Source organism: Wenyingzhuangia gilva, assembly GCF_030519655.1.
GTDB classification, from domain to species: Bacteria; Bacteroidota; Bacteroidia; order Flavobacteriales; family Flavobacteriaceae; genus Wenyingzhuangia; species Wenyingzhuangia gilva.
In genome coordinates this window covers 258,008-271,802 of record NZ_JAUMIT010000004.1, presented here as the reverse complement: position 1 = coordinate 271,802, position 13,795 = coordinate 258,008, and the positions used below count along the sequence as shown (strand labels likewise).

10 protein-coding genes are annotated in these 13,795 nt (G+C 32.0%); 1 reads left to right on the top strand and 9 read right to left on the bottom strand.

What is annotated here, in order from left to right; translation table 11 throughout:
- Positions 1–108: 108 nt before the first annotated feature.
- The 5 genes from QVZ41_RS09960 to QVZ41_RS09940 all read right to left on the bottom strand — a co-directional run bounded on the left by QVZ41_RS09960 (position 109) and on the right by QVZ41_RS09940 (position 6,358).
- Positions 109–2,142 (bottom strand): DUF2264 domain-containing protein, encoded by a 2,034-nt coding sequence (locus QVZ41_RS09960; protein WP_302884426.1) that lies wholly within the window; start codon positions 2,140–2,142, stop codon positions 109–111.
- Between the two features lies 1 nt (position 2,143).
- Entirely contained in the window at positions 2,144–3,001 is an 858-nt protein-coding gene (locus QVZ41_RS09955; RefSeq protein WP_302884425.1) for a glycoside hydrolase family 16 protein, read from the bottom strand.
- 44 nt (positions 3,002–3,045) lie between these two features.
- The gene (locus QVZ41_RS09950; protein ID WP_302884424.1) at positions 3,046–4,212 is read right to left on the bottom strand and encodes a glycoside hydrolase family 88/105 protein; all 1,167 of its coding nucleotides are present in this window, start codon (positions 4,210–4,212) and stop codon (positions 3,046–3,048) included.
- A gap of 483 nt (positions 4,213–4,695) precedes the next feature.
- Complete coding sequence (gene prfA, locus QVZ41_RS09945) at positions 4,696–5,775, bottom strand: peptide chain release factor 1 (protein WP_302884423.1); 1,080 nt, start codon at positions 5,773–5,775, stop codon at positions 4,696–4,698.
- Positions 5,776–5,923: 148 nt separating this feature from the next.
- Positions 5,924–6,358, bottom strand: coding sequence for a DUF4293 domain-containing protein (locus QVZ41_RS09940; RefSeq protein ID WP_302884422.1), 435 nt, complete (start codon positions 6,356–6,358; stop codon positions 5,924–5,926).
- Positions 6,359–6,572: 214 nt separating this feature from the next.
- On the opposite strand from QVZ41_RS09940, the gene rho reads away from it, so the two are divergent.
- On the top strand, positions 6,573–8,216 hold the full coding sequence (rho, locus tag QVZ41_RS09935) for a transcription termination factor Rho (RefSeq protein ID WP_302884421.1): 1,644 nt from the start codon (positions 6,573–6,575) through the stop codon (positions 8,214–8,216).
- Between the two features lie 51 nt (positions 8,217–8,267).
- Here rho and QVZ41_RS09930 read toward each other — a convergent pair whose 3' ends face one another.
- Genes QVZ41_RS09930 through QVZ41_RS09915 form a run of 4 tightly spaced genes read right to left on the bottom strand, consistent with a single transcriptional unit; the run spans position 8,268 to position 13,795 of the window.
- Positions 8,268–9,680: a T9SS type A sorting domain-containing protein gene (locus QVZ41_RS09930; protein ID WP_302884420.1), complete on the bottom strand. Its 1,413-nt coding sequence runs from the start codon at positions 9,678–9,680 to the stop codon at positions 8,268–8,270.
- 42 nt (positions 9,681–9,722) lie between these two features.
- Entirely contained in the window at positions 9,723–10,877 is a 1,155-nt protein-coding gene (locus QVZ41_RS09925; RefSeq protein ID WP_302884419.1) for a cytochrome-c peroxidase, read from the bottom strand.
- Positions 10,867–12,342: a hypothetical protein gene (locus tag QVZ41_RS09920; RefSeq protein WP_302884418.1), complete on the bottom strand. Its 1,476-nt coding sequence runs from the start codon at positions 12,340–12,342 to the stop codon at positions 10,867–10,869. Before QVZ41_RS09920 ends, QVZ41_RS09925 begins: the two co-directional genes overlap by 11 nt.
- Positions 12,329–13,795 carry a RagB/SusD family nutrient uptake outer membrane protein gene (locus QVZ41_RS09915; RefSeq protein WP_302884417.1) on the bottom strand — a complete coding sequence of 489 codons (1,467 nt, stop codon included), beginning with the start codon at positions 13,793–13,795 and terminating at the stop codon, positions 12,329–12,331. Before QVZ41_RS09915 ends, QVZ41_RS09920 begins: the two co-directional genes overlap by 14 nt.

The window sequence follows — 13,795 nt, the reverse complement described above, 5'->3', positions numbered from 1 at the left end:
TATAAAATAAATAACAGCTATCTAAAATCAAGTATGCTTCCATTTTCCTAAAAAAAAGACCTCAAGTTTGTTTGAGGTCTTTTTACAATCATTTATAAATGTTAGAAATTAATCAAATTTCACTTCTTTACTTTCACCATTTCTAAATATAATAGTAACTATATCTTCTTTTGTTGTCGATGTAATACTCTTTACGGGAACCAATTCCTTAGACTTCCATTTTTCTCCAGATTTTTTCCAAAGCATTAAAGTTGCATAAATATTTGACTTTTTTGACTTACCATTTTCTTCACATATTACATTAATTACATAACTTTCATCACTTTCGGGATGTAATCCTTTTGCAGTTACAACTTCTGAGTTTCGCCATCCTAATAATGGAATCATTGCTAATTGATAAATTCCATTATCAATAATAGTTACCTCATAACCTTTTACTTTTTTGATAGTTTTCGTAATCTCTTTATCTAATTTTGGTAAAGCATAATGACCTAACCTCATAGAAATAGGTTGATCACTATTATTTTTGTCAACTCTTAAAATTCCATTTGCCAAAGGAATATCTGCCAAATTAAATTTGATGTTTTCGTCTGTTTCCAGAACCACATCTCTATAATAAATACCTTCTTTAAACTTTTTAAATGTATACAATCTAAAAGCTTCCCATTTGTTTTGTTTGTTTTTGATTACATAATTCATAGCTACCTCTCCATGTTCTCCATCGGCTTGCCAAGGAAAAGCACTACTGTATGATAATCTATTATAGTTTTCTGTTGATCTAAACTTTTGCCAATCATCTTTCACTTTTTCATGACACCAAGCTCTTATTTCTGAAGCTCCAATATTTGGATAATCTGTAATTAACACTTCTGATTTTCCTTGAAATTTGTTGTAAACCTTATCTTTTTTTAACTCATCATCCCAAGCACCATTATTTTCTTTGGCCGTCCAAAACGGACTATCATCAGGTACTAATAAACCAAAAAAGGCTTTTCCCATCCAATACACACTTCCCCTACAGCTATAATTTTGAACTGCGGGTTCAAATGCTCCATAAAAACCTAAAGTTGGAACATTGTCATTCATAAAATCAGGATGCGTAAAAAACTGCTTAATGACTCCGGATGAAATTCTTCTCATCCATCCGTAATTTACATTTTCATCATTCTGAAATCCCATCAACGGAAAAGGAACAATAGATCCAGTTCTGTAACTAATACTTCTACCATACATAATCATTTTTCCGTCTTTACTAAACATATAAGGATAGTTATCTTTTAAACCATTAAAGTTTGATTTGAATTGTTTTGCAATTTCTGGGTAATGTTGATCTCCAAAATATTGTGACCAAACCATTCCGTACATCTGAAAAGCCCACATACTATAGTAATCATAAGCAGGACTATCATTATACCAACCATTTCCTCTATAATGTGTTAACGATTTATTTAAGTACTTTACTAACAACTCTTCATTAACCTTATATCCATGTTCTTTAAAAAAACTCAACACAAAAATGTTGAAAAATTTCCAGTTAGAATCTACCGTTGGTCCATCACCATAACTCAACATAATTCTAGCCAATTCATCTTTTTGATCATGTGGTAATGGTTCCCACAAGACTTCAGGATTTACCAACATTGATAAAGCTAAGGCTCCAAATTCAACTAAATTCTGACTAGGTCCACCATTTTTAGCTCTAGGAACAATATATGATTTACTTTTAGGATCTATTAATTTCCCTATTTGATATCGATAATAATCTGCAACATTAATATTGTTAATGACTAAATCTGGATTCTCTTTTAAAATAGGAGAAGCCACAAACAATGTTCTACACAATCCTTCTAATTTTTCAGTCGGAACTCTATCTTCATTATGAGGATAACTTTTCCCGGGTTGTTTAGGAAATTTCATTGGGTCATCTAAAGTATGAATGTAACTAAATGCTCCTTCTAACAAATACATGGCTGCATCTTTCCAGTGTTGTTTAGTCATTCCTGTATAAGGACTTAACTCATAGTTTGGATTTTCTACTATAAAAACAGAGCTATTTTTTTTACTAGATAATACTTCTTTGTTTTGTGCGATTGTAAACAAACACATAAAAAAAACGCTTAGTGTAACAATTTTTTTAATCATTTTATTCTTGTTTTTGATAGACTCTAACATAATCAATTACATACTGAGCAGGGAAATGTGTATTAGAAATATCACCCCCATTTAATCCTCCTACAGCTAAATTTAAAAGTAAATATTGCGGTTTATGAAATGGATTTTTTTGGTTTGTTAAATTATAGGTCTGTTTTAAATCAACTTGGTTTAGCAACTGATCATCCACATATAATTTGATTGAATTTTCATCCCAATCCATTTTCCAAATATGGAATTCCTCTCCCCAACTTTTATTCTTAAACTGCTCTAAAGGATATTTTTTTGATTCCCAAATAGGTTTCCATTTTTGATTTGCTTCCCAAGCAACATTAGCCAGTACATCTCCTTTGTAAAATTCCATAATATCAATCTCACCATTAGCAGGCCAATTAGGTTCTAATCCAAGTGTCCAAAAGGCTGGCCACAATCCCATTTCTGTTGGTATTTTAGCTCGCATTACAAACGTACCATACTTAAAAGCATGTTTTCCTTTAGTGATGATGCAACTTGAAGAAAAATGAATAGAATCTCTGTTTTTACGCCAATCTTTATGATCTAATGAAATAAAATTAGGATTTATTTTGTTTTCTTTTCTCGCTTCAATGACTAGATTCCCATCTTTACAAAAAGCATTTTCTTTTTGATACCATTGATTTTCTTGATTTCTCACAAAACCAATTTCATAACTCCAATTTTGTTGATTGGGAATGCCATCAACATTAAATTCATCACTCCAAACCAATTGATACCCTTCTATTTTAGGAATGTTATTTGTATTTAATAAAGTACAACTAATTAAAACAAAAAAACATATGCCACTTAGAATGGAAAATCTAAATTTTATCATATTATTTTTAGTCGTTTTTTTTAAACATCAATATATAATCTATGTTATTCTAAAAAACGAACCATTTCCGATGCTGCTAATAAAAATGCCCCCACTCCAAAATCTGCTGTAGAATTTACATCAACTACCTGACCAGGAATAGCCTTTTCACCAATAGGCTGTACATATCCTACCGCACCATTTTCTTGCAAAGCAACGGTTGTTAAATAATTCCATGATTTTTGAACTACAGGCAAATAAGTTTCTTTGTCTAAAACACCATTATTAATACCCCACAAAAATCCATAAGTAAAAAAAGAAGTTCCACTAGTTTCTGGCCCTGGAGCATGTTCTGGATCTAAAATACTACGTGTCCAATATCCCTCATTTTGTTGAGCAGCTGCCAAAGCTACTGCCATATCTTTAAAACGTTGAATGTATTTTTGTTTGTATTTAGAGTCATTAGGTAAATCTTGAATAATTTTGGCGTATCCAGCAAAAATCCATCCATCTCCCCTCGCCCAAAAGTCTTTTTTGCCATTGGCACTTTTGTGTTTTGGATATACATATTTAGCATCTCTAAAATACAAATCAGCCTCTTCATCATACATTATACTATTAGCATAAGTTAAATATTCCTCTAACTTTTCTAAGTATAGCTCGTTTCCTGTTACATTGTAAAGTTTTGTCATTACTGGCATTACCATATACAAACCATCTACCCACCACCAATAGTCATTTTTATCTGTGCTCATTTGATATTCCATCACTTCACGAGCACGAGCAATTTTAGTAGGATCGTTTTTACCCGTAAAATTGTATAAATCTATGTATGTTTGAAAACAAATTTGCCAATCTCCAAACAATACATGTCTATCATTTTCACCATAATTATATCTCCATTCAGCTTTGTTTTGAGATTTTGCTCCCATCCATTCATTATGCTCAGCCCAAGCCAAAGAATAATCTAAAAAAGATTGGTTTTTTGTGACTTTATAAGCTTCCATATTTCCTGTATGATAAGCTGCTCGGTTCCAAAAAGCATCTCCATGCTTAGGATGAGAGTTTTGCCAATGATTATTTACCTTGTTAATCATACCAATCACCTCTTTTTTAGAATCATTTATTCCTATTGATTCATTTATTCCTGTTGATTTTTTTATTGATTTACAACCAACCAAAAGAACTGTTGTTAGAGCAATAAGGATACTTAATGAATGTTTTAATCTCATAATATTGTTTTTATTCATTTCTTAAAATTAGATGTAATTATAACACTTAATCGTTCAAAGCTACAAATAAATATAATTTTTATGAATTTACTAAGGGCTATTATGATATCTAAAAAGGGGAATATTGGTATTTTATATTAAAATGCGTTTTAAGGAGCACTTTAATACGATTTTTATTAGAAATTCTAAAAAACGAGCACTCTATTTATTATACATTTTTCAACTCTGAATGAATCTTTATCTCTAAAAAATTACTATTCACCGATATTTAATAACCAACTAACGAATAAGACCAAACAAAACAAAACATCAGTTGTAATTTAGCTGTAGCAACTTTTTCATAGCGATTATAGCGATTCTTCTATATGTTTTTAACATTTAGAGGAGAAGCGTTTAGTAAAACTCATAGCAATTTTTTATTACTAAACGCAAAAGCCCTTTACTTTTGTAAAGGGCTTTTAAATTTTATACTTGTTCTTAGAATTAAAGATTAGCTTCTCCCAATTCTTTTAACTTTTCTGTATTCTCTGTTAATTTTAATTCATCAATAATTTTATGAATATCTCCATCAATAATTTTTGATAAATCATACAAAGTCAAACCAATTCTGTGCTCTGTTACACGACCTTGTGGATAGTTATAAGTTCTAATCTTAGCAGATCTATCTCCAGAACTTACCATTGTTTTACGTTGAGCCGCATCTGCTTCTAATTTTTTTGCTAATTCCATTTCGTATATACGAGAACGTAATACTTTCATGGCCTTATCTTTGTTTTTATGTTGAGATTTTTGATCCTGACATTGTGCTACAATTCCAGTTGGAATGTGTGTTAAACGAACTGCTGAATACGTTGTGTTTACAGATTGTCCTCCAGGTCCTGAAGAACAGAAATAATCTACACGTACATCAGAATTATTTATTTGTACATCAAATTCTTCTGCCTCTGGCAAAACCATTACTGTTGCTGCAGAAGTATGAACACGTCCTTGAGTTTCTGTTTGTGGTACTCGTTGTACACGATGAACTCCAGATTCAAATTTTAAATCTCCATAAACGTCTTCACCTGTTACACTAAAAATAATTTCTTTAAATCCTCCAGAAGTACCATCTGCAATATCTTCAACTTCAGTTTTCCAACCTCTAGAAGCAGCATATTTGGTATACATTCTATATAAATCACCCGCAAAAATACTTGCTTCATCTCCACCTGTACCTGCTCTAATTTCTACAATTACGTTTTTACCATCAGCTGGATCTTTAGGAATTAACATGAACTTAATTTCCTCTTCTAATTGAGGAATTCTTTCACTTCCTTCTTCTAACTCCATTTTTGCCATCTCTACCATTTCGGCATCAGAACCATCAGAAATTATTTCTTTGGCTTCATTTATATTAGAAAGCAAATTTTCATATTCGTTTCCTTTTTTTACGACTTTACTTAAGTCTTTATATTCTTTATTAAGTTTAGCATATCGCTTTTGATCAGAAATAATATCTGGTTGAATAATTAAATCTGATACTTCATCAAAACGTTGCTTAACAATTCTTAACTTATCTAACATGTTACATTTTTTGTAGACTGCAAAATTACAATTTAAAATTGAAATGCCGAAGTTTATTCATACACGTAAAATAAGGAAAAAGCATAAAAAAAATCCCAAAACAAATGTCTTGGGATTTAGTCGCACTAAATAAACTAAGATGTTAAGCTTATCGTAACCTATCTACAGATTTTACAAGATCTTCATCTTTCTTAATTGCCTTGTTTGCCATGACTAGCAGAACAATATTAACAATAGGAAAATAAATCCCAATACCTTTCTCAGAAATTTGCATTTCTCCAGGTAATTTTAGAGATAAGTAAATCAATACACTTAATAAATAGAAGTTAATCAGAATATTTAACCTGTTAATCACAAATTGATTTTGTCTTTTTTTATAACTAAAAATAGCAATTAAAGACAAAATTGCAGACAACACTAAAAATATTCCTACTGATTTTAAAAGAACTGAGTTATTCACAATGGTACTTGTTAAAAACAAATGACTACCATCATTCAAAGTAAAAAAAGAAACGAAATTGGTTAACACTCCTGTAATAATAAATACAGATAATAAATACAATGTTTGAATTCTTTGAATCATACTCTTTAAATAACGATTACAAATTTACATTTTCTTTTTATTTATAAAGACTTTGTCAGATAAAAAAAAAAACTATATTTGTCATATCTAATTAAACAATTATAGCAGAAACACTTACCTGTTATATTATTTTCAATTTTAAAACAAACAATTTTCTCTTAATAATATTGATGCCCATTTTAAGAGATTTTAATATTCATTATACACATTTTAAATGTTCGAAATTTCTCAATTAAAAGCAAAAACTCTTGCAGATTTGCAGGAAATTGCAAAAACAATTGGATTAAAAAAAACCAGTCAACTAAAAAAGTTGGATTTGATTTACAAAATTCTAGATGAGCAAGCAGCTCACGAAGCTGCAAAACAAGTTACTAGTCAAAAAACAACTGAAGAAATCAAATCAACACCTGTTAAAAAAGCTAGGGTACCTAGAAAGCCTAAATCTACTCCTGAAACATCGCAGGAAACAGTTACTGTTGAAAAAGAAGAAAGCAAAGAAGTACTTAAAGCAAAGGAGAAAAATCCTAAAAGTACAGAAAAACCTCAGGAAAGGCCTCAAAAAGCCCCTAGAAACAATCACAAAAACAACGAGGAAAAAAACACTGACAATAAAGGAAATAATGGAAATAACAATCCTAATCAGCCTCAAAACAACCCTAATAATCCTCCAAGAAATAACAAAAACACCAATAGAAATAACAAAAACAACAAAGGTAAAAGTCTAAAAGACCCTAACTATGAGTTTGATGGTATTATAGAAAGTGAAGGAGTGTTAGAAATGATGCCTGATGGTTATGGTTTTTTAAGATCATCAGACTACAACTATCTTTCATCACCAGATGACGTATATGTGTCTCAATCTCAAATAAAATTATTTGGATTAAAAACTGGAGATACTGTAAAAGGGAATGTAAGACCTCCTAAAGAAGGAGAAAAATACTTTCCATTAATTAGAGTTTCTAAAATAAACGGATTATCACCTAAAGAAGTTAGAGATCGCGTTTCTTTTGAGCACCTTACACCTCTTTTTCCAGAAGAAAAATTCAATTTATCAGGAGGTAGAAGTTCATTATCTACAAGAATTATGGATTTATTTGCTCCTATAGGTAAAGGACAACGTGGTATGATTGTAGCACAACCTAAAACAGGTAAAACAATGTTGTTAAAAGACATTGCCAATGCTATTGCTTCTAACCATCCTGAAGTGTATCAATTAATTTTATTGATAGATGAACGACCTGAAGAAGTTACAGACATGCAACGTAGTGTACGTGGAGAAGTAGTTGCCTCTACTTTTGATGAACCTGCAGAAAAACACGTAAAAGTTGCCAATATTGTTTTAGAAAAAGCAAAACGTTTGGTTGAATGTGGTCATGATGTAGTAATTCTTTTAGATTCTATTACTCGTTTGGCAAGAGCATACAATACTGTTGCACCTGCATCTGGTAAAATATTATCAGGAGGTATTGATGCCAATGCATTACACAAACCTAAACGTTTCTTTGGGGCAGCTCGTAATATAGAAGGTGGTGGTTCTTTAACCATTATAGCAACTGCCTTAACAGAAACTGGTTCTAAAATGGACGAGGTTATTTTTGAAGAATTCAAAGGAACTGGTAACATGGAGCTACAACTAGAAAGAAACATTGCCAACAGACGTATTTATCCTGCTATCGACTTGATTAAATCTAGTACTCGTAGAGATGATTTATTATTAGATGAAAAAACAGTACAACGCATGTGGGTACTAAGAAAATACTTGGCAGACATGAATCCTGTGGAAGCCATGGAATTTATCAAAGACAGAATTAAATCTTCTAGAAACAATGAAGAATTTTTAATATCAATGAATGGATAATATTCTAAAAAACAAGCCCCTTACTGAGTAGTAAGGGGCTTGTTTTTGTATTTAATTTTTAATCACTAGTTTTTTACTTGCAAGTCCTTTACTTGTTTTAAAACTTATAATATACACTCCCGAAGAAAGTTTTAAATCTATTTTTTCTGATACAACAAATCCTTTTTTTACTACACTTCCTGTTATATTCACTATTGAATATTCATTACCTATAAGCTCTGATGGTACAACAATATATTCTTGCGCAGGATTTGGATATATTTTTATACTTTTTGAAAATACACTTGATGTTGATAAACTTTCGGGATCAAAACTATACAATTCATTCCCTGTTGTTCCATTATCTCCTTCAAAATAAATAACTCCGTTCATTTCTACTAAATCATCAACATCTTTAATAGCTGTATCTATTTGCTGAACAGTAGTTCCATCGGTTCTAAACAAATGCTTATCACTATCATTTGCGTCTTTTCCACTGTAGTATAAATACCCTTCATAAACCACATAATCAGAAGGATCATGATCACTATTTTCTCCTGCAACATCACTCAGTTTGGTAAGCACATTGGTCTCTTTGGTATAACTCCACAATTGATCTCCTGCTCCATCATCTCCTTCAAAAAACAAAGTTCCATTCCAACCATAAAAATTATTTACTCCTGTTACACTCAAAGCTACTTCAACCGCTTGAGTTCCTTCGGTAGTTCCATCTGTCATCCACAAAGCATTTTTTGCTTCAAAAAACAACGTGTTAGCTACTACTGTAAAATTACTAATGCTTGAATCCCCGGTTCCTGAATCTACATCTTTTATCAAACTGAAAACTCCTGTTTCAGGATCGTAAACATACAACTCTCTTCCTACCGTAGGTTCATCTTCTGAATAATCCATATAAGCGTATAACTTATTATTAAAAGCAACAATATTGGCTCCTACAATACTTTCTATTCCTGTTCCTACATTGATTACAGTGCTAGCTGAAGTTCCGTTAAACTCATAAAGCTTATTACTATCTACAGAATTCACATAATATATCTTGTTATTTAATTCTACCTGATTAAAAATAAAAGGGCCACCTGTTGCATTTGTCCCTTCTTCAGTTCCATCTGTAGAAAACAATACGTTTCCACCTCCTGAATTTGCAGAAAAATATAATATATCGTTATAGTTAAAGAAATGATTAGGAGAAGAACTGTCACTACCAATTCTAAGATCTTTTACCAAAACAGTTCCGCTTTCAGTACCGTCAGATTTCCACAATTCTTTTCCTAAATCTTCACCATTTGGACTGTTAGATCCACTTGAATCGTCTGCAGCAAAATAAATATGGTTCTGATATACAAATAAATTTGCTGGACTAGCATTTAATATTCCACTATTGTTAATCTCCTTTACTTGTACCACTTGGGCATTTAGGCTAAAAGCCGTTACCATGGTTAAGAAACTAAGTACTGTTTTTTTCATAATTAAAAGGTTTAATATTTATAAATTTTTGTTGATTTTAATTTAATTCGGTAACTCCGGCAACAAGGTTCTTCCCTTACTGGATTTTAAGGTCTGCATAAAAGCAATTAAAGCTTTGATCTCTGTTTTGTTTAAATATAGTTTTTGATGGATTGGTGATGTATTAGGAATTAAAGAATCTCTTCCTATACCCAAATATTTTTTTTGAATGGGTGCTGGGTTTCCCAAATTATAAAACTCTACCACATCTAAAAGAGAAGGAAAGTGTCCATGATGCATCCAAGGTCCTGTTCTTGAAACTTCTCTTAGTGTTGGAGTTCTCATTTTTCCCAAATCTTCCATTTGCTGAGTTACATGATACCTACCAAAATCTTCGTTCTCTGTTCCAAACAAAGTTTGACCATCATTATGATATTGATTGTCACTAAAATAAGGAGTATTATGACAGTTAATACAGCGGGCTTTGGTTCTAAACAAATGAAGTCCTAATACTTCTTCATCAGTATACTGATTGGCATCTCCCAACACAAATTTGTCAAATCTACTCTTATAACTATTCACAGTTCTTTCAAAAGTAGCCACGGCATACTGAATTCTTTGTTGTGTAACCAACGTATCTCCAAATGCTTTTATAAAATAAGGCTGATATCCTTTAATGTTTTGGATGGTATTGACTGCTAAATGAATATCCTGATTCATTTCCAAAGGATCTTGAATAGGAAAACGTACCTGATCTTCTAAACTAGTAGCTCTACCATCCCAAAACAATTCTTTTGCATAACCAGAATTTAAAATAGTCATGGCATTTCTCTTACCTGTTTGTCTGTTATGTCCAAATGAACGAGTAGAATTATCGGTCCATGCCAACTCTGGATTGTGACAAGAAGCACAAGCTATTTGTCCACTAACCGACAATCTTGGATCAAAAAACAACATTTTTCCCAACTTAGCTTTCTCTACAGAATAGGGATTGTAACTAGGATCGGGTACCTTAGGTAACGGTCCAATATCTTTAAACAATAAAGTATCTACAGATGAATGTAAATCTGGCTTAGGCCACAAAGCAGTATTTCCACTTGCATATACTTTTCTTAAATAAACAATATCAGCAGTAGTCGTTCCATTCTTTTTTATCCAAGAACCAAACAAAACAGACACAACTGCTATTAACAGTATTTTATAGTTTTTATAAATCATAAGTAACAAGACAATTATTAGTGATTAAATCTTCGGGATCTTCATAATTTGAAGTATTGTATATTTTATAAACTGAGGTAACAGTGCCTCCAAAAAGTTCTTGATTGGTAGCGTTTAATTCAAAATCTAACTGAAAAACTCCTTCGCTAATTTCCTTATAAGTTCCCTCTCCAGAAATAGCAATATTGTAACTCTTACCAGCACTTGTTCCTACAGTAATATTTTGAGGAACTACTAATACTTTTCCACTTTTCGCATTGGTTCCCTCTGCTGGAAAAAACTCTAATGCTTCTTGTATATTCAAACCTGGAGAATTTCGTGATGAACTAGACTCTCCATTGAACCATCTTTTTAAATTAAATGAATTTGTAGTAGCCGTTGCGGATGTTGTGGCGTTAAACCCAATTCTAAACGCATGATGATAAATATCATCTGAGGGATCTTCAGTTCCTAAATCATCATACAAAACAGCATTTTCATCGTCAGCATTTACAACTACGGGATAGGTAAACGCAAAAAAAGATTGCCAACTACACACGCCGTCATTATTACTATCCATCCAATTTTCCCCATAAGTTCTATGAAAAGGATCGGATAAATTGTAAAAATTTGCTGCTGTATTTAACGAAACATCTCTGTCTGTTTTAGTAGGTTTTATAATTTCTAAAATGCTATTTCCACTGGTAGCATACAAATTGGTGCTTTGTAAGCCTACGGTGCTTTTGTAATACACTTCATCATTATCTATAGCCTCATTCAGTGTTAACTGATAAGTAATGGATTTTTTAAACGGATTTTCTGATAATTTTTCCAAACGATAATCAAACCCTTTTAACTCTGTAAACATTTGTAAATTATCAATTTCATCAGTAACAAAACCATTAGGAAACTGTACATCAAACCGCACTTGCTCTCCTTGTTGTCCTTGAATTTCTATTCTATTTTGAACCAACGCGTAAGTAGTATTTACACTTTCTAGAGTCAGACTAAATTCATCATTTTTATATGTATCGTTTAAAGCACCAATCTGAATAGTTTCATCAGAAACTGCAGTTAATTTTATTGAAATACCTTGAGGTGTTTCCCAACGCTGATTAAAATTTACATACAGCGTGTCCACCAACTTATCAGCCTGAAAAGTCAATTGATTTTCAGGAGTCATAGTCACTAAATCCAACTCATTTTCGGTATAAACCTCATAAGAAACCGTTACCTTTTCTTTTAATTGATTAGCTGACAAAGCCACAGGAATTTTTAGCGTTACAAGACTTTGATGTGTATAAGATGGCTGAGCAATCAACCCACTACTTACCTGAGGATATTCCAAAGGTTGATTGTTAGAACTCACTAAAAAATGAAATCTTACATGAGAGTCTATAGTAGTAGTTTCAACTTCTTCTTTTGAACAAGCCATTAACAACATAGCAAACAGCAAGTAAAAATATTGGATATTAATACGATTCATTTTGTTCTAAATTTGAATTAATATTGATACTGGATTGAGGAATTGGCAACACAAATTTTGGTGATGGATAACTTAAAGAACAAACATTAGAAATACATCCTTGATTTCGTTCTACATTTTGATGGGTTCTAGCGATATCAAAAAACAAATGCCCTTCAAAACAGAATTCTTTTCTTTTTTCTAGCAAAAGCTCCGCTAGTAAATTAGCTGTAGTTGTTATTCTAGCTGCCCCCGCTCTTTCTTTAATAGTATTTATATCTTGCATAGCCACAGTCTCATTCTTTAAATAAATCGCTGCTTCTGCTCTAATAAAATACAACTCGCTTAATCTAAAAGCGATATAGCCAGCATTGTCTTGATACTTTTTGGTAAAGTAATAGGTTTCATCAACCAACTCATCATTGTAAAGAGTAGCAAGTTGATTAGAGATGAACAATTTTTTTCTCACATCGTTTTCTTCAAAAAGAGTGATCAAATCTAAAGAAGCTACATATTTTCCATAATTGGTAACTGAATTAATTCCGTAATAAGCAGACATTGAAGCCCCCACATTACCTTCCGCATCTCTAGGAACTGAAAACTCCAATAAAACTTCGTTGATAGGAGCATCAGTATTTTCCCATTCTTCAACATAGGTCGCTGAAGAACTCAATGTAAATCCACTATTTTCTATAATATCGTTGGCCAACTGATAGGCTTGCTCCCAATTGTTTTGAGCCAAATAAATTCTAGCCAACAATGCTTTAGCACTATAACTGTTAAAGTAAGAATAATCAGGCCCTTCCAATAAAGTATTTTCTTGCTGATACAGGCTTATCGCATCATTTAAATCGCTAATTGAAAAATCAAAACAATCTTTAACCGTTGCTCTTTCAGCATATGAAATTCCAGAATTTAATGTTAATGTTTGATACACCACTCCTAAATGACTAGCATCGGTTGTATAGGTATAATTTTGAGCATACAACTGCAACAATAAAAAATGAACATATCCTCTAATAGTTTTGCATTGTGCTTGTATTGCTGCTTGATCTTGCTCGCTAGTATTTGGCAACAAAGGCACGAATTCTAAAATAAGATTCACCTGATTGATAACACTATAAGCACTGCTATAAAACGAACTGAAATGGCTACTCAATGCAAGATCTTGAAACGCATAGACATTTTCTACATTGCTTGAAACAGAAATTTGACCTTTATTGGTTCCTGAAGCCGTAGGAGAAAAAGATAAATTCCCTCCCTGCAAATCGGCATATACCGTAAAAGCCTCACTTCTCAATAAATTTTCTAAAGATGTATAAGCACCGTACAACGCTGTTACAACACCTTCTTTGGTTGCTAATTGCTCGTCTACAGAACTTCTATTTCCTGTTTCTTGTTCCAAAAAATCACTACAGTCTGTAAAACCAAAACTCATTAAAACAGTGATTATATAGAGGCTATATTTCTTCAT

Bases quoted from the DNA above. Each gene is read 5' to 3' on its own strand.
- QVZ41_RS09915 (WP_302884417.1), bottom strand. From the start codon at position 13,795: ATGAAGAAATATAGCCTCTATATAATCACTGTTTTAATGAGTTTTGGT.
- QVZ41_RS09920 (WP_302884418.1), bottom strand. From the start codon at position 12,342: ATGAATCGTATTAATATCCAATATTTTTACTTGCTGTTTGCTATGTTG.
- QVZ41_RS09925 (WP_302884419.1), bottom strand. From the start codon at position 10,877: ATGATTTATAAAAACTATAAAATACTGTTAATAGCAGTTGTGTCTGTT.
- QVZ41_RS09940 (WP_302884422.1), bottom strand. From the start codon at position 6,358: ATGATTCAAAGAATTCAAACATTGTATTTATTATCTGTATTTATTATT.
- prfA (WP_302884423.1), bottom strand. From the start codon at position 5,775: ATGTTAGATAAGTTAAGAATTGTTAAGCAACGTTTTGATGAAGTATCA.
- QVZ41_RS09930 (WP_302884420.1), bottom strand. From the start codon at position 9,680: ATGAAAAAAACAGTACTTAGTTTCTTAACCATGGTAACGGCTTTTAGC.
- QVZ41_RS09960 (WP_302884426.1), bottom strand. From the start codon at position 2,142: ATGATTAAAAAAATTGTTACACTAAGCGTTTTTTTTATGTGTTTGTTT.
- QVZ41_RS09950 (WP_302884424.1), bottom strand. From the start codon at position 4,212: ATGAGATTAAAACATTCATTAAGTATCCTTATTGCTCTAACAACAGTT.
- rho (WP_302884421.1), top strand. From the start codon at position 6,573: ATGTTCGAAATTTCTCAATTAAAAGCAAAAACTCTTGCAGATTTGCAG.
- QVZ41_RS09955 (WP_302884425.1), bottom strand. From the start codon at position 3,001: ATGATAAAATTTAGATTTTCCATTCTAAGTGGCATATGTTTTTTTGTT.